The organism is Pseudomonas sp. NLJ1, assembly GCF_049486705.1.
Classification (GTDB): domain Bacteria; phylum Pseudomonadota; class Gammaproteobacteria; order Pseudomonadales; family Pseudomonadaceae; genus Aquipseudomonas; species Aquipseudomonas inefficax.
In genome coordinates this window covers 5,133,994-5,156,232 of the sequence record NZ_CP137735.1, presented here as the reverse complement: position 1 = coordinate 5,156,232, position 22,239 = coordinate 5,133,994, and the positions used below count along the sequence as shown (strand labels likewise).

The window sequence follows — 22,239 nt, the reverse complement described above, 5'->3', positions numbered from 1 at the left end:
GCACAGATACGCATGCCCATCGTCCTCTCCTGAGTAGGGTTTTTCGGCACGGTAGTGGTAGGGTTGGCTGCGCTCAATGACCTGTGAGGTCATGGACGCTGTACTCAAGGACGGTCAGGGTCAACGCATGAGTCATCATCCATTCCATCGCAAAAGCCCCGCACCGAGCACATCGGCGGGCCAGCAACTGCGCCACCTGCGCCAGCAGGCCGGGCTCAGCCAGCTTGAACTTTCGCTGCTGGCCGGGCTATCACAGCGTCATCTGAGCTGCGTGGAGACAGGGCGCGCCAACGCCAGCCCCGGCACACTGCATGCCCTGCTTTCGGCCCTTGGCGCCCCACTGGAGCACTGCAACGAAGTGTTCGTCGCGGCCGGGTACGCCCCCCGCTACGCAGCCTCGCCGCTCGATGCCCCCGAACTGGCCTTGGTGCATGCCGCCATCGAGCACATCCTGCAGGCAAACAACCCGGCGCCTGCAATCGTCATCGACAGCAACTGGAACGTCATCGCCGCAAATGCCAGCACCGGCTTGCTGTTGGCGATGGCGGGTATTGCCGCACAGGCGGCGTCAGGCCTCAACCTGTTGGAAACACTGCTTCAACCCGGCGGCCTGGGTGACCATTTGGCCAATGCAGCGGAGATCCGCGCCGTTGCCTGGCAACGTGCGTCCAGGGAAGCCGCCGGCAACCCGGCGCTGGCAAGGCGCCTGCGCGACCTGCCAGCCCCACGCAACCCCACCCAGGCGACGAGTGCCACGCCGGTGTTGCTGACCCGTGTGAACACCCCGGACGGCGAGCTGAGGTTTCTGTCCACCTTCACCACCTTCGGCATGCCACTGGACATCACCGTGGAATCGCTGCGCATCGAGCACCTGATTCCTGCCGACCCGCTGACGCGGCAAAGGATGCTGGCGGCGTTCGAACAGGGCCATTCGCCGAGTCGGCCTCATCGTTGATTTAGCGGGCACCTTTGGGGAGCAACTGTCTTGCTCAAAATTGAAAAGCACATGCGGTCACGCGAGCCTTGTTCCCTGTGCGAAAGCGCAGCCCAAAGGTCTGGTCGATCTTCTACGGGAGTTACCTGTCAGCAGACACTGGCTGCTTCAGCAGCAACACATAGGCCATCGCCGCCACCGCCGCGACCGCCGCACTGATCAGGAACGCCGAAGCAAACGACCCGGTCTGCTGAATGCTGAACCCCGTCACGATCGGTGCCACCGAACCCGCAAGGTAACCGCCGAAGTTCTGGATGGAGCCAAACGAGGCTACACGCCGGCTATCCACGACGGTGTTGGCAATCATCCAGGCGGTGGAACTGGCCATGTTCACGCTGAACAACGCGCAGCACAGCAGGGCCACGCTGAGCATGAAGCCGCTGCCGAACGATAGCGGCACGGTGAAAGCCGCCGCCGCGAACAGTGCACTCACCACTACCCGCTTGCGACTACCCAGCACGCTGGCGCCGTTCCTCACCAGGCGGTCGCACACACGGCCCGCGACAATGGTGCCAAGGGCGCCAAAAACGTAGGCCAGGGACACCACCCAGGCCGTCTTGTACAAGCTCAACCCGTGCTCACGTTCGAAGTAGCCCGGCAACCAGGTCAGGTGCAGCCACAGCATGTAGATCACCCCCATGAAGCCCAGTACAGCGCCCCAGGTGCTCTTGTGCCGGAACAGCTCGGCCCATGCCGCCAGTTGTGCCTTCATGCTCGGCCTGGCCGTTGCCACCGCCTGTTTTTGCGCCTGGGCCGCCAGCAGGCGCTCACGCTCCTCGGCAGGCAACTCGGCCAGGTAACGTTCCTTGCTTTTATAGAAGGCAAACCAGCACGCGGCGACCAGAATGCCGAACACCCCAGTGACGATGAACATGCCTCGCCAGCCCCAGGTGACCATCAGCAGCGTCAGCAGCGGCGGCGCAATGCACGGCCCGATGCAGGTCGATGACAGCACGATGCCGGTCGGCGTGCCGCGTTTCTCGGCCGCGAACCACTCCGCCAGCGCTTTGGCCGCCGACGGGAACATCGGTGCCTCGCCAATCCCCAGCACCACCCTCAGCCCGATGAACGCGGAAAAACTGTTGATCAGGCCGGTGGCTGTCTGCGCCACCGACCAGCCCAGAAGCGCCGCCCCCAGCGAGATCTTGCTGCCCAGCCGGTCGATGATCATGCCCAGCGGCAACTGGGAAAAGGCATAGGCCAGGGAAAACGCCGACAACAGAATGCCCATCTGCGACGGCGTGATCGCCATGTCTCGCTGGATCGAAGTGTTGGCGATCGACAGCGCGCTGCGGTCGACGTAGTTGATGATGCCGATCACCAGCAGCAGGCTGACGGTGATGACCTGGTACTTCCTGAGCGGGTTCGAGCTCGCGGTCGCTTCAGGCTCGCGGCCAAGCTCGGCTTGCGCATATTTGGTAGTCATGGGCGTTCACTTTTGTTGTTATTGGTTGAACAGCGGATCAGCGAATTACAGGGATGCCTCAAGCAGCCACTGGTAGTCTTCGGCAGATGCCTCACGTGGGTTGGTGCGGTGGCTGTGATCGGCCAGCGCGCCCTGGATGATGCGCGGGAACAGCTCTTCGCTGACGCCCAGCTCGCGCAGGCCGGTCGGCAGGCCCAGCGCGCGAGTCATCTGGCGGATGGCGTCTTCGATCCGGCCTTCGTCAGCCAGCCCCATCGCCAGGGCAATGCGCTGCATCTTGTGCTCGTTCAACACCGTCTCGGCCTTGCGGTTGAAGGTGATGACGGCGGGCAGGAAGATCGCGTTGAGGGTGCCATGGTGCAGCCGTGGGTTGATACCGCCCAGCGCGTGGCTGAGGCTGTGCACGCAGCCCAGGCCCTTCTGGAATGCCAGGGCGCCTTGCAGCGAAGCACTCATCATGTTGATGCGGCCATCCAGGTTGCCGGGCTCGCGGGTGGCGGTTTCGATGAAGCGCCAGGCACGCCACAGGCCATCCAGGGCAATGCCATCGGCGGGCGGGTTGAACGCAGGTGCCATGAAGGTTTCCAGGCAATGGGCAATGGCATCCATGCCGGTGGCGGCGGTGAGTTGCGCGGGCAGGCCAAGGGTCAGCGCCGGGTCGCAGATGGCGGCCTTGGGCACCACATGGGGCGAGATGACACCCACCTTGCGCCCGTCGTCGAGAATCAGGATGGCACCCCGCCCTACCTCGCTGCCGGTGCCCGCCGTGGTCGGTACGGCGATCACCGATGCGGTTGCCGGTGTGATGCGGGCCAGGCCGCCCTCGACCACCGCAAAGCTTTTCAATGGACCGTCGTGCCTGGCACACACGGCCACACCTTTGGCCAGGTCGATCGCCGAGCCCCCACCAATGGCGATGATCCCGTCACAGCCACACTCCTGGAACATGGCCACCGCTTCACGCACGGCGTTCTCGTTCGGGTTGGGCGGCGTGCCGTCATAGATCGGCCATTGCGCGCTGCTGTTGCTGAACGTGCTCAAGGCCACATCGACGATACCGGCGGCACGCACGCCACGGTCGGTCACGATCAAAGGCCTGGTTATACCAACGCGCTCGCACTCGGCAGGCAGATGCACAATGGCGCCGACATCGAACTGGATCTGAGTGATGTAGTTGATCAGGGACATAGGGCCTCAGCAGCCTCCTGGGGTTATTTTTATAGGCGGTTCAGCCGCACTGGATGCGACACCGTGCAGCGCCAGTATAGGAATGCGCGCCTGACCATGGTATTGAGAACAATCCATATCGGTATAACCCGGACGCATACCAGATGACCCCATCACTCAACTCGATCATGTCCAGGCTCCACGCTCGCCACCTGCGCCTGCTCATCGAGCTGGACGAGCACCGCTCGCTGCTCGGTGCGGCAAGCAGTGTCGGGCTTACCCAGCCCGGGGCGAGCAAGGCCTTGCAGGAAATCGAAACCACCTTCGGCACGGTGCTGTTCAACCGCACCAATCGCGGGCTGGAGCCCACGGCTGCCGGGCACTGCGCTATCCGCTACGCACGCGTGGTGCAAACGGACATTTCAAACCTGCGGCATGACCTGGATGCCATCCTGCGCGGGGTCGGCGGCCGGCTGGCGGTGGGGGCAATCATGGGCGCCGTGCCATTGCTGATGAGGGCGGTGTCGCAGCTGGCCAGCATCCAGCCGCAGATGTCGTTCGAAATCATTGAAGACACCAGCCAGTCGCTGCTGGCACAGATCGAAAGCGGTCGCCTGGACGTCGCCTTGTGCCGCACCAGCGTGAGCAATACCCCTCAGCTGTTTTCCAGCCGGTTTGTCCAGGACGAGACGCTGGCGGTCATTGCCAATATCGACCACCCGCTCAAGCACGCGCAAAACCTGAACCTTGCAGACCTGGCGGAGAGCCGCTGGATCGTGTACCGGGCCAACATGCCGATGCGGGTACAGCTCGAGCGCGAATTCCACGATGCCGGGCTGCGCTTCCCGCTGCACCTGGTGGAGACCACCTCGATCCTGGCGACCTTGTCGCTGCTGCAGAACAGCCCCGACTTCGTGGCACTGGTGTCGATCGACGTGGCTCGGCAATGTGCGATGAACCAACAGGTCCGCATTCTGCCCCTGACCATGGGTTCGGTCAGCGACCCGTATGAGCTGGTCACCCGCAAGGGCAGCCAGGCGACACCGGCCATGGACAAGCTCGCCGAACTGCTGCTGTCGCATGGCGCACACCACAACGACAGCTGATCGTGTTGCCAGACAGAAGACCTAGAGCATCATGAGCCGCGGACTTGTTGCCGATGCCCGCTGGCGTTGATTTGGTGCGCAGAAGTGGTCAGCTCAAGATAGGTCACTCACTCCTTTGACACACATCAAGTCGCCGGGCCGGGTTCGCGAGACGATGGCTGCCAGCAAGGAACGAATCGACAACCGCCAGGCGCATCGTGCTCAAGGCATCGCCATCGATCACCGTGCGCGGCTTTGGATAAGGAACCCCACATGAGCCCGCTGAACCACGTACTGGTAGCCACCGACCTGTCCACCTCTGCCCGCAACGCGGCAGAGCGCGCTGCGCACTTGTGCAAGGCGCAACAAGCATCACTGGACCTGCTATACGTTGCCAACCCGGCCCCCTTCGAGCGCCTGAAGCAACTGGTGGCACCTGATGACGATCTGCTGAAGCGTGTACTGGATACCGCTGGTGAAAAAATTCGCGCACTGGCTGCAATGCTGTTCCAGCGCTACGACATCGCCGCTGGCGTGCAAGTCGCGCACGGCTCGGTGACCACGGAGATCACCCGCGTGGTGCAGGATAAACGCAACGACCTGCTGGTGTGTGGGGCAAAGGGCCAGAGCGTGGCGAGGCGCCTGCTGCTGGGCTCCACTGTGCAGAAAATGCTGAACCACATGCCCTGCCCTTTGCTGGTGGTCAAGCAGGCACCTCGCGATGCGTACCGCACCTTGCTGGTTGCAGTTGATTTTTCGTCTTCGTCACTGCGCGCCATCAAACTGGCAAAAGCCATTGCCCCACAGGCCGAGATCATTTTGCTGCATGTGTACGAGGCGCCGTTCGAAGGCAGCATGCGCTTCGCCAACATCGATCACGACACCCTGACGCACTATCGCAATGTCATCCACAAAGATGCGGTGAAACAACTCGCCGTCTTGAGCGAAATCGCCGGAGTGGCCGATGCTCGGCAAATCGTGGTGCACGGTGACCCTGGCTGGCAGATTGCCGAGCAGGAACAAGCGCTGGAATGCGACCTGATCGTGGTCGGCAAGCAAGGGGAAAGTGCGCTTGAAGAGCTGCTGATTGGCAGCGTCACCAAGCATGTGCTGAACGAGTCCCAGTGCGATGTGCTGGTGTCGCCATAGGGTCGATTGATGGGGAGGACGCTTGTGTGTCCTCCACCGAAGCCCGCGCTATCCACCGCGGCGCCTGCTTCGCGGGTAAACCCGCTCCCACAGGGATCGCGCCAGCGTTCAGGTTGTGAGCAAGACCGTTGCGTCCCCAGGTCTTTTCTGGCCTCAAGCAGCACACAAACCTGTGGGAGCGGGTTCACCCGCGAACACGGGCGAAGCCCGTGCCATCCTCCGCAACACCTGCTTGCGGAACCTGTAGCATAACTCCCCGGCCAACAGCGGGTGCTCTGCGCAAGGCGTTTCATCGATTGCGCTGATGATTACTATCGAGCCCCCCGCCTGTTGGCCCGGCAAAACCACCCCCTATAATCGCCAGCACATTTCCCCCGCTCCTGCGCCTGCCTCAGGCGACATCCCTCTCTTGGAATCCAATACCATGCCAAGTGCCAGTCAGGCCCCTCGCGGCCGCCCCGAACATGATCAACAGAGTGTCAGCCAACAGTGGCTGGCCATTCTCTCCGTCGCCGTCGGTGCCTTCGCCCTGGTGACCAGCGAGTTTCTGCCGGTGGGCGTACTCAACGATGTCGCCAGCGACCTCGGCATCAGTGCAGGCCACGCCGGCCTGATGGTTACCCTGCCCGGCATCATGGCCGCCCTCGCCGCCCCATTGCTGTCGGTGGGCATTGGCGCCCTGGACCGTCGCTACCTGCTGATCGGCTTGACGCTGATCATGATCATCGCCAACGCGGTGGTGGCCTACGCCAGTGACTTCAGCCTGCTGCTGTTCGGCCGCGTACTGCTGGGCGTGAGTATCGGCGGTTTCTGGGCCACGGCCATTGCCCTCAGCGGCCGCCTGGCGCCCAAGGGCGTGGGCGTAGCCCAGGCTACCTCGATCATCATGGTCGGTGTAACCCTGGCCACAGTGCTGGGCGTGCCGGTAGGCACCTGGTTGAGTGGCCTGATGGGCTGGCGCATGACCTTCCTGGTAACCGCGCTACTGGGCGTACCGGTGCTGCTGGCGCAGATCCTGTTGCTACCGCGGCTCAACCCGGACAAGGCCATTCGCATCAGCGACCTGCCGGCCCTGTTCATCAACCCACAAGCGCGGGTTGGCCTGATCGCCGTGTTGCTGATCGGCCTGGCGCACTTTGCCGCGTACACCTATGTCGCCCCGTTCTTCAAACAAAGCTCCGGCTTCGATGGGCCGACCATTGGCTCGTTGCTGCTGCTCTATGGTGTGGCCGGGGTATTCGGCAACATCTTCGCCGGTTTCGCCGCCAACCGCAGCGTACGTCACACTCTGCTGCTGGTCGCACTGATGATCGGCACCAGCACCGCCCTGTTCCCCCACTTCGCCACCGGCATGACCGGTGCCGCAATGTTGATCGGGTTGTGGGGCTTCGCCTTCGGTGCGTTCCCGGCCTGCGCCAGTATCTGGATGTTCGTCGTCGCGCCCAAGGATGTCGAACGTGGCATGCCGCTGTTCGTCGCCATGTTCCAGGTGATCATTGCGCTGGGTTCGTTCTTCGGCGGGCGGATCGTCGACCAGTTGGGCAGCTCGGTACTGTTGAGTCTGGCCACGGCCCTGGTGGGCTGCGGTTTCGCTACGGTGCTGGTGCTGGGGCGCAACGTCAGCAACAGCCTGGCGGCACAATCTGCCTGAGCAGGGCGCAGGCTGATTTTTTACGCTCTTTTTACGGCTGAGCCGACAGCCAGAAGGAATACTGGGCGCGCGATGCTCAAGGATGGCATGCATTTCAACCCGCCAGTCCAGAGAAGCCTTTCGTGAGCCAGTCCACCGTCATCGCAAACCAATCCCTTCCCGGCAAGTCCAACCCCATCGGCATGCTCGTCGCCGCTGTCGGCGTGGTGTATGGCGACATCGGCACCAGCCCGCTGTACACCCTCAAGGAAGTGTTCGCCGGGCACTACGGCGTGCAGGCCAATACCGCCGGTGTACTGGGCGTGCTTTCCCTGGTGTTCTGGTCGTTGCTGTGGGTGGTGTCGCTGAAGTACGTACTGTTCATCCTGCGTGCCGACAACCAGGGCGAGGGTGGCATCATGGCCCTGACCGCCTTGGCGCATCGGGCGGCGGCGCCCTACCAGCGGCTGGGCAGGATACTGGTGCTGCTCGGCCTGTTCGGCGCCGCGCTGTTCTACGGCGACAGCATGATCACGCCGGCGATTTCCGTGCTATCGGCCGTCGAGGGGCTGCAACTGGCCTTCGACGGTATCGAACACTGGGTCGTGCCGCTGTCGGTGGTGGTACTGGTGGCGCTGTTCCTGATCCAGAAGCACGGCACCGCGCGCATCGGCATCCTCTTCGGGCCGATCATGGTGCTGTGGTTCATCGTGCTGGGTGCACTGGGCCTGCACGGCATCGTCCAGCGCCCGGAAGTGCTGCAGGCGCTCAATCCGCTCTGGGCGGTGAAGTTCTTCCTGCTGCACCCGGGCATGGGGGTGGCGATTCTGGGCGCGGTGGTGCTGGCCCTGACCGGCGCCGAAGCACTCTACGCCGATATGGGGCACTTCGGCCGCAAACCCATTGCCCGGGCATGGTTCATGCTGGTGCTGCCCGGCCTGGTGCTGAACTACTTCGGCCAGGGCGCCTTGATCCTCGGCGACCCGCAGGCAGTGCGCAACCCGTTTTATCTGCTGGCGCCCGAATGGGCCCTGCTGCCCATGGTCGGGCTGGCCACGCTGGCCACCATCATCGCGTCCCAGGCCGTGATCTCCGGCGCGTTCTCGTTGACGCGCCAGGCCATCCAGCTGGGTTATGTACCGCGCATGTTCATTCAGCATACCTCCAGCGAGGAACAGGGGCAGATCTACATCGGCATGGTGAACTGGGCACTGATGGTCGGCGTGGTGCTGCTGGTGGTTGGCTTCGAGTCGTCCGGGGCGCTGGCGGCAGCCTATGGCGTAGCCGTGACCGGGACCATGCTCATCACCACCCTGCTGGCTTCGGCAGTGGTGCTGTTGTTGTGGAAGGCTCCACGCTGGCTGGCCGTGCCGATGCTGCTGGCGTTGCTGTTGGTAGACAGCCTGTATTTTGCCGCCAATGCGCCGAAGATCCTCCAGGGCGGTGCATTTCCGGTGATTGCGGGCCTGGCGCTGTTCATCCTGATGACTACCTGGAAGCGCGGGCGAAGGATCATCGTCGAGCGGCTGGACGAGAGCTCACTGCCGCTGGACCTGTTCATTACCAGCCTCAAGGCCCAGCCGCCTCATCGCGTGGGCGGTACTGCCGTGTTCCTGTCCGCCAGGCCAGAGGCGGTGCCCCACGCCTTGCTGCACAACCTGCTGCATAACCAGGTACTGCATGAACAAGTGGTGCTGTTGACCGTCGTGTTCGAGGATGAGCCACGGGTCAGCGCTGGCAAGCGCTGTGAGGTCGAGGCATTTGGTGACGGCTTCTACCGCGTGAGCCTGCATTTCGGTTTCATGGAGGAGCCCGACGTGCCCTTGGCGTTAAGCCGCTGCCAACGTGCGGACCTGGAGTTCGGCCCCATGCGCACCACCTATTTTCTCAGCCGGGAGACAGCCATTGCAGGCAGGAAGATGGGCATGGCCCGCTGGCGGGAGCACCTGTTTGCCTTCCTGCTGAAGAATGCCAACAGCAACCTGAAGTACTTCCAGCTGCCGCTTAACCGGGTGATCGAGCTTGGCACTCAGGTCGAAATCTGAGCCGTCATGGATCGCGATCCTTCTGTCAGGACGATAGAACTTGCAAAGCCGCCGCGAGTCTTATCAGCACCTGAGCTCTACCTGCGCCGTTGGAGGCGAAACAACATGAGAAAATCCCTGGTGGCCGTCTTTGCGTGTGCTTTGGCATTCGGCGCAACGGCATTGTTGCCTGCCGATATCTCGCCGATCGGTTCAGCGTATGCCAAAGGTGGTGGCGGCGGTGGCGGTGGCGGTGGCGGTGGCGGCCACGGTGGTGGTGGCCACGGCGGCGGCAATGGCGGCGGGCGTGGCGCCGGCATGGGTGGGCACAATGGCACTGGCAATGGTGCAGGCCTCGCGGGTGATCATGCTGGCAAGGCTACGCGCGATCATGGTGTGAGCGGCAATCACTATGGAAGCTCACGTAACCAGGACAATGGCCATGGAACCACGACCTCCGGCATCGCGCAGTCCAAGGATACCCGCGGCTTGACGAAATCTACCGCTATCTCGGGGACTACGCCCGGTGATCATAATGCCAAGGGGCTGAGCGGCGCGGTACAAAACTCCTCCAAGAATGATCGATGAAGCGAAGGCTGCCAGGTCCTGAAAGGGCCTGGCAGCCGCTTCTTCGAACGGCTGCGCGCTCTGCGGAACTTAAATGACGACCTCATGTCGTATCCGCACTCAAGCTCCCCCCCTGCGCCTTCTGGAGGCGAACAAACATGAAAAAAACCCTGGTAGCCGTCTTTACTTGTGCTCTGGCGCTCGGCGCAACTGCATTGTTGCCTGCCGATGTCTCGCCAATCGGTTCCGCGTATGCCAAAGGTAATGGCAATGGCGGCGGCAAAGGTGGGTTCAACGGTAATGGCGGCGGCTACGAGAGTGATCATGCCGGCAAGGCCACCCGCAACCATGGCGAGAGCGGTAACCACTATGGAAGCCTGCGCAACGATGACAACGGCCGAGGTACTACCCGGTCCGGCATTGCCCATTCCAAGGAACACGACAAGGCCGGGCGCTCCTCTTCGAAGCACGATCGATAACTGAAGGCGCGCAAGTCGTACCCTCGAACCGGACACTGCGGTGGATAGCACCGGCTACGCCGGTGTTCGCGGGTGAACCCGCTCCCACAGGTATCCGCACTCCTTCAGCTGGGGGGGGCCGTGTGGGAGCGGGCATGCCCGCGAAGCAGGCGATGCGGTGGATGGCACCGGCTGCGCCGGTGTTCGCGGGTGAACCCGCTCCCACAGGCATGGCGCATTCCGTCAGCTGGCGGGGTCCGTGTGGGAGCGGGCATGCCCGCGAAGCAGGCGATGCGGTGGATGGCACCGGCTGCGCCGGTGTTCGCGGGTGAACCCGCTCCCACAGGCATGGCGCATTCCGTCAGCTGGTGAGGACCCTGTGGGAGCGGGCATGCCCGCGAAGCAGCCGCTGCGGTGGATGGCACCGGCTGCGCCGGTGTTCGCGGGTGAACCCGCTCCCACAGGCATGGCGCATTCCGTCAGCTGGTGAGGACCCTGTGGGAGCGGGTTTACCCGCGAAGCAGGCGATGCGGTGGATGGCACCGGCTGCGCCGGTGTTCGCGGGCGCGCCCGCTCCCGCAGCCTGCCCGACAGACCTCAAACTTTGAACCGCCCCACCAACGTCGTCATCTCCCCCACCAACCCCGACAACGCCTTGCTCGCCTCACTGGTCTGCTGCGCCCCCGCGGCCGAGAATGTCGACAGCTCGCGAATGTTCAGCAGGTTGCGGTCCACCTCTCGCGCCACCTGGGCCTGCTCTTCGGCTGCGCTGGCAATCACCAGGTTACGCTCGTTGATCTCGCCGATCGCACTGTAGATGCCTTCCAGCACCTGCCCCGAGGCCAGGGTCACGTCCAGCGTCGACTGAGCGCGGCTGGTGCTGGCCTGCATCGAGGCCACGGCCGCTTCGGTGCCGGCCTGCACGCGCCCGATCATCTGTTCGATTTCCTGGGTCGACTGCTGCGTACGGTAGGCCAGCGTACGCACTTCATCCGCCACCACCGCAAAGCCGCGCCCGGCCTCGCCCGCACGGGCCGCCTCGATGGCGGCATTGAGTGCCAGCAGGTTGGTTTGCTCGGACACCGAGCGAATCACTTCCAGCACCTTGCCAATGTCCCGCACCTGCCCGACCAGTTGCTCCAGGTGCGCGCTGCTGGCCTGGATCTCCCGGGTCATGGCCTCGGTACCGTCGATGTTGTCGTTGACCTGCCGGCGGCTTTGCGCTGCCAGCTGGTTGGATTCGCTGGTGGTCTGCGAGGTGGTGATGGCATTGCGCGCAACCTCCTCCACGGCCGTCGTCATTTCGGTGACAGCGGTGGCGGCCTGCTCCAGTTCCTGGCCCTGTTGGCGCAGGTTGTTGGCACCTTCCTCGGTGACCGTATTCAGCGCCGTGGCCGCTGCGTCCAGTTGCCTGGCACAGCTGCTGATCTGCCCCAGGGTATCGCGCTGGCTCTGCTGCATGCGCTCAAGTTCATGGAACAGCTGACCAATCTCGTTACTGCCCTGCCCCTGCACCGGCACGCTCAGGTCGCCGCCAGCAATGCGCTGGAAGTGCCGCCCGGCTTCGCGCAGCGGGTGCAGCAGACGCTGGGCAACAAAAGCCCAGCACAGCGCCGCCAATAACAGCGTCACGCCCAGCAGCCCCATGCTCAGCAATTGGGCGCGCGCCAGGCGCCGGTCGGATTCCAGCATGATCTGCTGACCGCGCTCACTCAATGCTGCGACCAGTTGCTGGCGCAGCGCCTGCAGCCGGCCCATGGCGTTGCCGGCGTCGGTATTGACCTTGAAATACTGCTCGAGCGAACGTTGACGGGTTGCCTCACGCTGCCCTGCGACCGCCTTGGCGTACTCGCCATAGGTGGCCTGCAGCGCGGATGCCAGTGCATGCAACGCAGGCTCACGGGCGTTCTCGACAAACTCGTCCACCAGCTTCTGGCTCTTGTCGTTCAACTCGACAGACAGCGCCATGCGCTTGCTGGCGCTTTCCTCATGACCACCCAGCTGTTCGATGAAGCCCGAGGACACATTGGCGCTGGCGCGAATCGCCATCAGCAATGCATTGTTCAACCGGTCCGACTGGTGCGCGGTCTGGTCCAGTTCGGTGATCTGCTGGTCACTGCCCACCGCAGCCCGCCAGGCACTGACGGTGGAAAACAGCAGAGTCACGCTGAACAGCGATAGCACCCAGAACATTCCGGTGCGGATCTTCAGGTTGGCAAGCATGCGGGCAGTACTCCTTGTTGGCACCACTTCTGGTCGATGATTCGACGGTGGGTGTGCTGCTATCGGAGGTACGGGCACAGGCTTGAGACGCCAGGATGCGGTTATGGGCGGTAATCGAACAGATGTCGCCGGGGGCAGGCCGTGGCGTGTTCAAGCGGGAACTTCGGCTGGTACTCCCGGTCGATAGCATCCCCTCGCCAAGCGGGGGCCTGCCCAACACCTGTCGAGCCCTCTGCCGATGCCCAGCACACCTGTTCTGTCAGCCTTGTTCCTGTTGTTCAGCGCATTCACGGCACCGAGCGCACTGGCCGGTGAACGCTCCGCGCCCACACGCAGCAATAATGCTTCGACCGTGCTGATCGAAACCGCCTCGCAACAATATGCCGACGGCCAGCTGGACCAGGCGGCGGCCACCCTGGAGCGCGCGCTGCACATTCAACCGAACAACCCGGCAACGTTGCATTACCTTGGTGTTCTGCGCCTTCAACAAGGGCAGTATGAGCAGGCCGAGACCCTGGCGCTGCGCTCCAACCTGCGGGTCGGCAACAACCACGCCCTGCGCAGCCGCAACCTGCAGTTGATAGAGGCCGCGCACAAGGCCCAAGGCTCCGGCATGCTGCCCACGGCTGCGCACTGACGACGCTCAGCGAGCAAGGCGAAGTGTGGCAGCGCAAATAGCCCGCTCAAGCCTGATCAGCCAACGCGGTGGATGGCACCGCCGTTGCCGGTGTTCGCGGGCATGCCCGCTCCCACAGGAACCGAGGGTACCTGAAACCAGCGCCATACCTGTCGGAGCGGGTTCACCCGCGAAGCAGTGCTGCAACGAAACATAATTCATTGGATTTAGCAGGGGCCCTGTAGGAGCAGCCTTGTGCTGCGAAGAGGCCGGTACAGGCAACAGATATGCATTGTCAGTACCGGCCTCTTCGCAGCACAAGGCTGCTCCTACAAAGGGCGCGCCAAACGAGCGTCCTCAAGCGCCGAGCGAAGCCAGCACGCTTTGCAGCTTGCCCCGGGTCGTTTCCGTGCAGGCTTGCATGGGCTCGCGCAGTTCGTCGGTCATCAGCCCCTCCACCTGCAATGCCGCCTTGATCACAGCCGGGTTGGGCTCGGCAAAGGCCATTTTCATCCACGGCAGCAACTGATAGAACGTTCCGCGCGCGGCTACCCAGTCGCCATTGTCGACCTGCTGCAGCATGCGCACGTACAGGTCGGCGCGCACATGCGCCGAAGCCGAAATGGCTCCCGAGCCACCCAGGCACAGGTTGTTGAAGATCTGCACGTCCTCACCGGCCAGCACCTGGGCGTGGCCGTCCTGGATCAGGGCCATGGTGGTCTCGCTGTCGCCGCTGCAGTCCTTCACCGCCGCAATGCGCGGATGGCGCACGATGCGGCGCAGGGTTTCACGCTCGATGCGTACCCCGGTGCGGTAGGGAATGTCGTAGACGATCACCGGCACGCTGGCGGCATCCGCCACCCTGGTGAAGAACGCCTCGATGCCGGCCTGCGAAGGCCGGATGTAGCACGGAGCAGGGACCAGAAGCCCGCCAATGTCACGCCGCTGGATTTCAACCTGGAAGGCCAACAGTTCGCACAGGTTGTAACCCGACAGCCCCATCACCACACTGCCCGGTTCCACCCAGGCCAGCACAGCATCCAGCACGGCCAGTTGTTCGGCCTTGGACAGCGCCGCCGCCTCGCCCGTGGTACCGCACACCACAAAACCGGCCACTCCCTCTTCGAGCAGCTTCTTCACCAGTTTTTCCAGGGCGGCGAAGTCGATTTCATTGGCGCGCAATGGCGTGACGAGGGCGATCCAGATACCACGGAAATTCGACATGCAAAAACTCCTGATGTTGACCGAAAGTCAGCGTCAGCAGGGCGAAGAGTCGAAGTGGTCTGGCAGGGATACCTGGCGCCTTCTGTCTCGTCAGCCCACCTGACGAGACAGCGCGCCTCGGTCAGATGAGCGGCTGTTTCTTGGATTTCTTGGCAACGGCAACGCACGCGTCTGCCTGGGCGATGAAGCCCGAAGCGGAAATGGCGTGGTTGAAAATGGACATGCCGGCAAGCCCGTTGCGTGGATATGGCTGGATAATGGTGGCGCGGCGTACCCGGTGTCAACACCGAGATCGCAAACCCATTGGGCTGCGCTTTTGCCCAGGGAAGTGAACTCACAAGCGGTGCACGTACCCTGCAGGCCCGATCTTGCACAAGAGGCATTTGATCAATCCAGCAGCCACCCGGCATCGCCCTCGTCCAGCACACCCCCGTGATCCGTCCTGTCACCTTTACGCGCCACGGCCGCGCCTTCGATCAGGAAATGCTCAGCCCCACTTTCGATCACAGCGCCGCACGTGGTCCGATCCCCCACCCTGGCAACCGCCCTGCCATTGAAGGTGTACGTGGCACTGCCGCTTTCCACCTGGTTGGTGCCATGTAGCGGGCAGACATGTCGATGACCTACAAGTACGACAGGGTTCATTGAGCTTCTCCTTCTGATGGCCCAGTACGCGATTCACGGTCCATTTCCTCAGGCCAATCAACCTTCGGCGCCAGGCAGTGCATGTGGCTGAGGCCATCGTCATCGTTCCAGTCGCGCGGTGGGTGCACGAATTTCGGCAGGGCTTCGGGGCCTTGCTGCATGAATAGCCGGGCGATGGCCCAGTAGGCTTCGCCTTGGTAGAGGTTGTGGGTGAAGAATACACGGTCGATGACTTCGTTGGTTTCCGGGTTGCGGATCGACAGCATGACGTTCTCGATCAGGCCACCGTGGCCGGGGGCGTAGACTCGGTAGACTTCGGCGGTCACGTCGTCCCAGTTGTAGGCGATCGGTTTGACGCCCCAGCGTTTGCGGCTGAAGATGAATATGCGGTCATATCGAAACTCATAAATATATATCTTTTGGCGAAGTCGATTGAAGCGAATTGGTTCATCTCTAGGCGTAACCAGATCAAGTCTGACATAGGGAATCAAAGCCCATAATGCTACCGGAAGAAGAGCTATTGATATGTTTGTAAGCCAGTCGCGCGGCCAACTGCCATGCAAAAGGATCCAGTATAAGTAAAGCGTAATTCCCAGAGCAAATAGCAAACCCGGAACTCCAATCAAAAATATAACACCTCGAAGGAGGGTGCTGCTCCGTGGTAATTCGAGATATACATCATCGAAATAATTGGGTGCAGGCTTGACACTCGCCCACACGTTACGCCATTTTGGTACCTCATTTACTTTCGGAAGGTCATGGCTCCAGCCTAAAGCGTGCTCCCACAAAACTTTACCATCACGTTTCACTCGTTAACCTCCCTGGCACAAACCTCAACGTACCCACTTGGCAGGCTCCGATCCGGCCAGTACATGACCAACAGCGTAGCTGCCTCAATTGTGTGTTTTCCTATAGTCGCCATGAGCGCTATCGAGCCCGAAATCTCTAACTGGCTGAGTTCAGTAGAATAAGGTTTTCGCTTCTCGCTAATTGAATAATTGCAGTCGTGGTCGGGTATTCGTGGAGGCGCGAAGCTCGAAAATGAAGAGGACGGCGAGAGGAATTCTTCAGAGCTCGCAAAAAAATTGCCCGAAGCAATAGTTTCCCCGCCAATGTAATCAGGGTGATTACCGTCACCGTGACGATGCGCAATCAACTTCCAGCGATATCCCGAAGAACGTTCGTCGTATATAGGCAAAGCGATCAAGAATTTCAGTTCCTTAATTATTTCCGTGCTAATCAAGCCACCGATTTTCGGAAGCCCTGGATCAGTTGCCAAGCGCGACTCAAAATTCAACTTCGCCTGAACGCCTAGCGTGGCAGCATTGAGTTCGGCAAAAGCGATATCCGCTTGTTCTGGAACATTCCAATGAATGGTCGGCTTTTCGTCTGCTTTTCCAAAGCAGCACCGCCTTACCCAGCGCTCCAGATCAGTTGATTCATTTTCCTGAGCGCGTTTGCTTAGTTGATAAGCAGCAAGCGTGAGGGCGATCGCCAATCCCAGCGGGCCGATAACCAAGGGATTGAGTACTGCGAATCCGAAAGCGACAGTGCCAATAACATACAAACCGGCCGAAATTAGATGTCGCTGGTATGCGGCATCATCACCCGCAGCGGCAGTTCGCCTGGCCGCATTGATTGCTTGAGCCGCGTCAAAGACTCCTGCAACCGAACTCACCAAAGCACCAAGCCTTATCAAGACTTCCCCAGTGGCTGCGACACTCTTTGCCCGAGTCAAATTCAGTGGACCAGCACTTGATCTCAAAATGAGCCCAACCAGTTCGGTATGCCCTCCCAACACTCCCAAGTACGATCCTTGCAACGCCAACTTGGCCTCATACGCCTTGGGCCCAATCTCCGTTTCCGCCTTTTCCTGATTCCTGCCCAGGCTGTCCTGCTGCAAATACAACCCGCCTATCGCCAGCAGAACCTCCCAGCTGCCAGCAATCCCGCGCAACCCGGAAAAACCGGTTTTTACCAATCGGGCCGCCTGCTGCGACGTGATCTTCATCCCCTGCAACAACTTCCGCGCATCGGCTTCCAACGTCCCCGCTGCCACCGAGATATCCACCAAGGCAAGCTGCGCCGCACTGCTCGCCTGCGTTACGCCCATGTTGGCTTCCTGGAACAACCGCCCATGCACCTCCTCAGCCTTGCCCTCGACCCACACCGTCACACTGATCATGGTGTTGTTCAGCCGTGGATCGAGCACGGCCAGGCTCATCAGCCCGTGCTGGATGATCGGCCGCACCTTGCGCATGGCCTTCATCGAGCCAAACTCGAAGTCATCGATATTGCGGCGCAGCCGGTCCCGCGCCTCGGCGATCGACGCATTGGCCTTGTGCTGCAACTCCCGAAGGTGCGCACTCTGTAAGGCGTAGTACTCGCCCAGCTTCATCTTCACTTCCAGTTCGATCAGGTGCACGCCGTTGTAGAGAAACTGCGTGGCACTGTTCAGATGCCGCACGGCCTTCTGAATGCCAGGCGACAGACAGGGCGCCAGCCGCTGACTGGCCGCATTGAGCGCGCTCTGCGTTTCAGCAATGGCCTGCTTGAGGGTATTGCGCATGCGCAAGCCGGCGTCATCGCTGGCGATGATCTTGCTCAGCATGCCGTAGAGCTTGTCACTGTCGTTCCAGTTGATCGCTTCTGTGGCGGAGAAACTGGGCAGCAGCCCGGCCAGGAGAGAGCGATCCCGCATCAACAACGCGCGGTAGGGCGGGCTGTCCGGGTCCTGCAGCCATTTCAACCAGAGCAGTTCGCTGGTGCCGGAAGCGGGAACATGCGGTTCAAGGCGGGGGACGACAGCTTCGGTAACGCCACCACCCAGGCACAGGGCCATGGTCTTGGCGTAGGCCACCCCGGACTCACGATCGTTACCGTCGTAGTCGTACGCCTCGGCCAGCTTGAACATGGGCGTATCGAACAAGGCTACGTACGCCTGCGCATCCTTGTCGATGTAGCGCTGAAACTCACGTTCCTGCTGGTCGTATTCAGCCTGGAACGCGGCCCGCTGCGGCTCGTGGTAGCGTTGTTCAAGCCGCTCGTCACTCTCCTGCTGCGCACGCTCGACCAACCGCTGCCGCTCGACTGTCGGCTCGACGAACGCTGGCGGCCCATCGCCAGTCATTGGCTCCAGCGACGGCACCTCCTGCGCCGCCCACTCCCTGTGCGTGACACGAATGATCTGCAGGATCTGCGAGGTCTGCAGCTGATAGGCGCGCATGGGGTCTTCCCGCCACACCTGGCGTTTCACCACCCAGTTCAGCCGCTGATGGTTGTACTCCTGAATCAGCCCGACGGTGTCGTCGAGCACCACTGCCAGCACGCCGTTTTCCAGCTGGTGCCGGTTGATCGCATTGACCAGATAGCCGCGCAGGGCGAACCGGCGCAGCCAGCGGCTGTGGAAACCATGCGCACTGTCGAAGGGGGCGCAGCCATGCTGGGCGTACTCGAATACCTGCTGGTCGACCCCAAGCTTATCGGGCGTCATGGCAATGCCCAGCAGCTCGGGATTGCTGCGCGCCTGGATCAGGTCCAGGCCCTCGAAGCGATGCGCAGGCGATGCGCCGCTCTTGTAGGCGTTCAGCACACTGACCGGCCAAGGATCGCTGGAGAAGGCCAGCCAGGCACTGGTGTACCTGCTGGTATCGATGTTGAGAAAGGCCGAAGGAATGTCGTGGTCTGCGTTCACGCATTTTTCGGGCAGCGGCGATGGCGGGCCGTCTGGCGGCTCGTAAGGGTTGAAGCGGCGCAGGTGACCCTGCTCGCTGACGGCATAGGCATGCCAGACCTGCTGGTCGAGCAGCACATACAGGTAGCCCATGCGCAAGGTGCGCACACCTATCTTCGTCGAGATATGCCGGTTATCCGCGACGGTGGAGACACACTCGGGGCGGGTATCCGGCACCAGGGCGCGACGCAGCGGCAGGATCGGCAGGCCCTGGCGCTCGCAGGACATGCACTGGTCGTGCGGCAGCGCGGCTTCGGCGACTGCAATGGCAATACGTTGGCTGATGGTCATAAGCGACTCTCGGACTTCGGCAGGCATTCGATCAGTTGGCGCCATTGCGCCTCGGAGTAGCGCGCAAGCAACGCGGCAAGCGGGGCCCTGCCTCTGGCTGCTGCGTCGACCATTTCGCTTACCGCAGGTACGGTATGCAGCCTGGGGTGAATGCACAGGTGATGGAGAGCGAAAGCCACGATGTCCTCCCTCTCGCTCAGGCCCAACCTGCGTGCATCATCGACATGGTTCGAAGCACGCACCGCAGCAAACGCTGGAATCTGACACTGATCGACATGGTGCGAACCCACCCGCAACACTCTCCAGGTAGCCAGCACACGTTCGATCAGCCCCACGTCATCCTGAATTCGCCGCGCAGGTGCCGGCAAAGGGTGTCGCCGCCCGCTCTGCCCTTTCAGGCTTGCCAACCGTCCACCGCTACTCAGGAACAACCAGTCACTGATCGGCCACCATGGGCCTTGTTCGAGCCGCTCGAACATCGCTGCAAGCAACTCCAGGCGCACGGGTTCGTAGACCGGGTAGCTGCCGAACTCCCGATTGGAATCGGGTAGCCGGCACAAGGCTGTGAGATGGGATGCGACAGTGGCCGAAGACGCCTCGCTGAACAGCCAGCCACACAGGTAACGCCGTTGCTGAAACAGCGCCCTCTGCGCTGCCCGGGCGGTCAGTTCCAGCAGACCGCGACTGGGGAGCGTTCCGGGCGAAGCCAGGCAGGCCAGTACAGGATGCAGTTGAGGGGCATGGGCCAGGTCGTCCCGGTGCACCCGGGTCAATGCCTGCTCACCCAGGGCATTGCGCAGCGGGGCAAGTACGGCGTGATCGCCTTTGTGAGCAGTGGCAAGCGGATCTATCAGCACGTGGCAGTACAAGTGCTCCCCATGGTGGCTTTCGATGAGCCTGGCCAGGTTATCAGTGCGCATCAGACCTTGGCCTCGCACTTGTTGCTGGCGTCAGGCGCAAGCTCGAGTGGCTGGCTGCCTCCAGCCCCTGACGCAGCCGCGCTGGTTTGCCCCAGCAGGTCGAGTTTCAGCCCATTGATGGTGATGCCCTGCCCATCCAGTACAATGCTGCCGCCCGCGGTCATGAACTCGATGCGCTCACTGGCGCGCACCTGATAGATCGTCGTATGTTGCTCCATGCCCTGCCCGACCGTGACCTTTTGTGCACCTTTGACGACAAGTTCGGCGTCCTTTCCGACAAAGGCCTGGTGATTGGCCCCTGTTGATTCGCTACGATCGTTGCCTATCTTCTCGATCAGGTCATGCTTGATATCCACGCGGCAGGTTTGCCCGATGAGCTGGGTATGGTCACGCCCGGTTTCCTGGTGGAAGTCATGGCCGATACTCAAGTGCTCATCATTGCCAACCTGTTCGACACGATTACGCCCCACACGCGTGGTCTCATCATTACCGACTACATTGTTCTGGTCCCGCTGGGCATGGATGAACACTTCTTCCTTGCCGAGTTCGTCCTCGAAGCGCAGCTCGTTGAAGCCATCGCCCTTGTGGGTCTGGCTCTTGATGGTCATGCGGGTCTTGTGTTCGGGCAGGTCGTACGGCGGCAGCTGGTTTCCGCAATAGGTACGCCCGGTGATCATCGGCTGGTCGGGGTCGGCGTTGACGTACTGGATGATCACGTCCTGGCCGATGCGTGGGATAGCCATCGAGCCCCAGCTACCGCCGGCCCAGCCCTGTGACACACGCACCCAGCAGGAGCTGAACTCGTTGTTCTCGCTCTCCCGGTCCCAGGGGAAGCTCACCTTGACCCGGCCCCACTCGTCGCAGTAGATCTCTTCCCCGGGCGGCCCGACGACCGTGGCCATGTGCGGGCCGTCGATGCGTGGTTTGGGCAATGGCGCCGGTCGCCATTCGATCCGACCGGGCACCAGCACGGCTTCCTGCGAGTAGCGCGTTCCTTGTTCGGCCCCGGCAGCTTCTTCTTGCAGGCTGGTGAACTGGCTGCCCTCGTGACGTACACGCATTACGCGCCAATGGGCGTTGAGGTCTTTGCGCGGATGCTCGATGAGGGTAAAGCTCAGCCCCGGTTGCAGGCGTATATCGTCACCCTCGACTTCGGCAATACGGGCGTCATGGCGCAGGGCCGTCAGGCGGGTAGCGGTGAAGGGCACACCGACCGCATCGCGCTTGTAGCGGCCGGGGTAGTCGAAGCGCTCATAGTCCCGGGACTGATGGGTGATGCCACTGTCACTTGCGCGGTGTTCCTGCCGGTATTGCGGGTTGGTGAAGGTGTAGTCCCGCTGCACCTGGCGTGCGGTGCGCACCTGTTCGCTGTAACGCAGGCGGCGCAGGCAAGGCCTGGCCTGGTCACCACCGCTGTTGGCGCGGTACAGCACCTGGTCGGGGCCGATGTCGTCTTCATCGAAGAAGTCTTCATCCTCGTCGTCGGCCTTGATCGCGCCTCGGCTGATCTGCCCCAGCGCCAGCAGCCGGTCGGTGATGACCAGCAGGTGGTGTTTCGGTGTGTGCTCGAAGCGATAGACAAAACCCTCTTCACCCGCCAGGCGGGCGATGAAGCCGAGGTCCGTTTCACCGGCCTGTACGCAGAACTCGCGCACCTGGTGCTCGCCCATGCTCTTGATTTCGAAACGGGCAATGCCCTGGCGCCTGAGCATCAGTTCGAGAATCTGCGGTACGGTTTTCTGCTGGAAGATGCGCCAGTTCGAGCGCAAGCCGGCACGGGCCAGCACGGGCTCGACCAGGGCGCGGTAACGGGTGCGATAGAACCCCGTCTCGCCCTGGCTGAAGCTGCTGACCAGGCCATGCACGTAGCGCAGGGGGCGCTCACCGCGCCAGATCGTGAACAGCACAGGTTTGTCGAGCAACTGGCCGAAGTCGACCTCGTCTTCAAAACTGATCAATTCCAGCTTCAGCTGGAACGGTGAGCTGATCATTTCGTCGAGTTCGAACGAAACCACTTCGAAGTCACTCTGGCCAGCCAGCGGCTGGAAGGTGAAGCGCAAATCGGATTGGCCAGGCATGCGGATCCC

The 22,239-nt window shown here is 62.0% G+C and carries 17 protein-coding genes; 8 read left to right on the top strand and 9 right to left on the bottom strand.

From position 1 onward, the window contains the following. The first annotated feature begins 127 nt into the window (after positions 1-127). Positions 128-955: a helix-turn-helix domain-containing protein gene (locus R9B85_RS23210; RefSeq protein WP_241106568.1), complete on the top strand. Its 828-nt coding sequence runs from the start codon at positions 128-130 to the stop codon at positions 953-955. A 121-nt stretch (positions 956-1,076) separates the two neighbouring features. Here R9B85_RS23210 and R9B85_RS23205 read toward each other — a convergent pair whose 3' ends face one another. Continuing rightward, positions 1,077-2,420 (bottom strand): MFS transporter, encoded by a 1,344-nt coding sequence (locus R9B85_RS23205; RefSeq protein ID WP_207830389.1) that lies wholly within the window; start codon positions 2,418-2,420, stop codon positions 1,077-1,079. Positions 2,421-2,465: 45 nt separating this feature from the next. After that, positions 2,466-3,608, bottom strand: coding sequence for an iron-containing alcohol dehydrogenase (locus R9B85_RS23200; protein WP_423770620.1), 1,143 nt, complete (start codon positions 3,606-3,608; stop codon positions 2,466-2,468). Positions 3,609-3,751: 143 nt separating this feature from the next. On the opposite strand from R9B85_RS23200, the gene R9B85_RS23195 reads away from it, so the two are divergent. From R9B85_RS23195 to R9B85_RS23170, 6 genes are all read left to right on the top strand, one after another. Then, complete coding sequence (locus tag R9B85_RS23195; RefSeq protein ID WP_207830392.1) at positions 3,752-4,693, top strand: LysR family transcriptional regulator; 942 nt, start codon at positions 3,752-3,754, stop codon at positions 4,691-4,693. A 252-nt stretch (positions 4,694-4,945) separates the two neighbouring features. Then, entirely contained in the window at positions 4,946-5,821 is an 876-nt protein-coding gene (locus tag R9B85_RS23190) for a universal stress protein (protein WP_423770619.1), read from the top strand. Between the two features lie 424 nt (positions 5,822-6,245). After that, positions 6,246-7,472 (top strand): MFS transporter, encoded by a 1,227-nt coding sequence (locus R9B85_RS23185; RefSeq protein ID WP_207830397.1) that lies wholly within the window; start codon positions 6,246-6,248, stop codon positions 7,470-7,472. A gap of 182 nt (positions 7,473-7,654) precedes the next feature. Next, the gene (locus R9B85_RS23180; RefSeq protein ID WP_423771074.1) at positions 7,655-9,496 is read left to right on the top strand and encodes a potassium transporter Kup; all 1,842 of its coding nucleotides are present in this window, start codon (positions 7,655-7,657) and stop codon (positions 9,494-9,496) included. Positions 9,497-9,601: 105 nt separating this feature from the next. Further along, positions 9,602-10,063: a hypothetical protein gene (locus R9B85_RS23175; RefSeq protein WP_423770618.1), complete on the top strand. Its 462-nt coding sequence runs from the start codon at positions 9,602-9,604 to the stop codon at positions 10,061-10,063. 137 nt (positions 10,064-10,200) lie between these two features. After that, a complete protein-coding gene (locus tag R9B85_RS23170; RefSeq protein ID WP_112253892.1) occupies positions 10,201-10,521 on the top strand; it encodes a hypothetical protein in 321 nt (106 codons plus the stop codon). Between the two features lie 576 nt (positions 10,522-11,097). Here the strand turns inward: R9B85_RS23170 and R9B85_RS23165 are convergent. Continuing rightward, positions 11,098-12,723: a methyl-accepting chemotaxis protein gene (locus R9B85_RS23165; RefSeq protein ID WP_207880043.1), complete on the bottom strand. Its 1,626-nt coding sequence runs from the start codon at positions 12,721-12,723 to the stop codon at positions 11,098-11,100. 238 nt (positions 12,724-12,961) lie between these two features. Here R9B85_RS23165 and R9B85_RS23160 point away from each other — a divergent pair, with 238 nt between their 5' ends. After that, complete coding sequence (locus tag R9B85_RS23160; RefSeq protein ID WP_112254254.1) at positions 12,962-13,360, top strand: tetratricopeptide repeat protein; 399 nt, start codon at positions 12,962-12,964, stop codon at positions 13,358-13,360. A gap of 336 nt (positions 13,361-13,696) precedes the next feature. Here R9B85_RS23160 and dapA read toward each other — a convergent pair whose 3' ends face one another. From dapA to R9B85_RS23130, 6 genes are all read right to left on the bottom strand, one after another. Beyond that, positions 13,697-14,563: a 4-hydroxy-tetrahydrodipicolinate synthase gene (dapA, locus tag R9B85_RS23155; RefSeq protein WP_112254256.1), complete on the bottom strand. Its 867-nt coding sequence runs from the start codon at positions 14,561-14,563 to the stop codon at positions 13,697-13,699. Positions 14,564-14,950: 387 nt separating this feature from the next. Continuing rightward, positions 14,951-15,208: a PAAR domain-containing protein gene (locus tag R9B85_RS23150; protein WP_046613925.1), complete on the bottom strand. Its 258-nt coding sequence runs from the start codon at positions 15,206-15,208 to the stop codon at positions 14,951-14,953. Further along, complete coding sequence (locus tag R9B85_RS23145) at positions 15,205-16,017, bottom strand: DUF6708 domain-containing protein (RefSeq protein ID WP_313854207.1); 813 nt, start codon at positions 16,015-16,017, stop codon at positions 15,205-15,207. Before R9B85_RS23145 ends, R9B85_RS23150 begins: the two co-directional genes overlap by 4 nt. Next, positions 16,014-19,232, bottom strand: coding sequence for a T6SS effector BTH_I2691 family protein (locus R9B85_RS23140; protein WP_423770617.1), 3,219 nt, complete (start codon positions 19,230-19,232; stop codon positions 16,014-16,016). The genes R9B85_RS23145 and R9B85_RS23140 overlap by 4 nt, the downstream gene beginning before the upstream one ends. Then, on the bottom strand, positions 19,229-20,152 hold the full coding sequence (locus R9B85_RS23135; RefSeq protein WP_112254258.1) for a hypothetical protein: 924 nt from the start codon (positions 20,150-20,152) through the stop codon (positions 19,229-19,231). The genes R9B85_RS23140 and R9B85_RS23135 overlap by 4 nt, the downstream gene beginning before the upstream one ends. Then, on the bottom strand, positions 20,152-22,230 hold the full coding sequence (locus R9B85_RS23130; protein WP_423770616.1) for a type VI secretion system Vgr family protein: 2,079 nt from the start codon (positions 22,228-22,230) through the stop codon (positions 20,152-20,154). The genes R9B85_RS23135 and R9B85_RS23130 overlap by 1 nt, the downstream gene beginning before the upstream one ends. Positions 22,231-22,239: the final 9 nt, after the last annotated feature.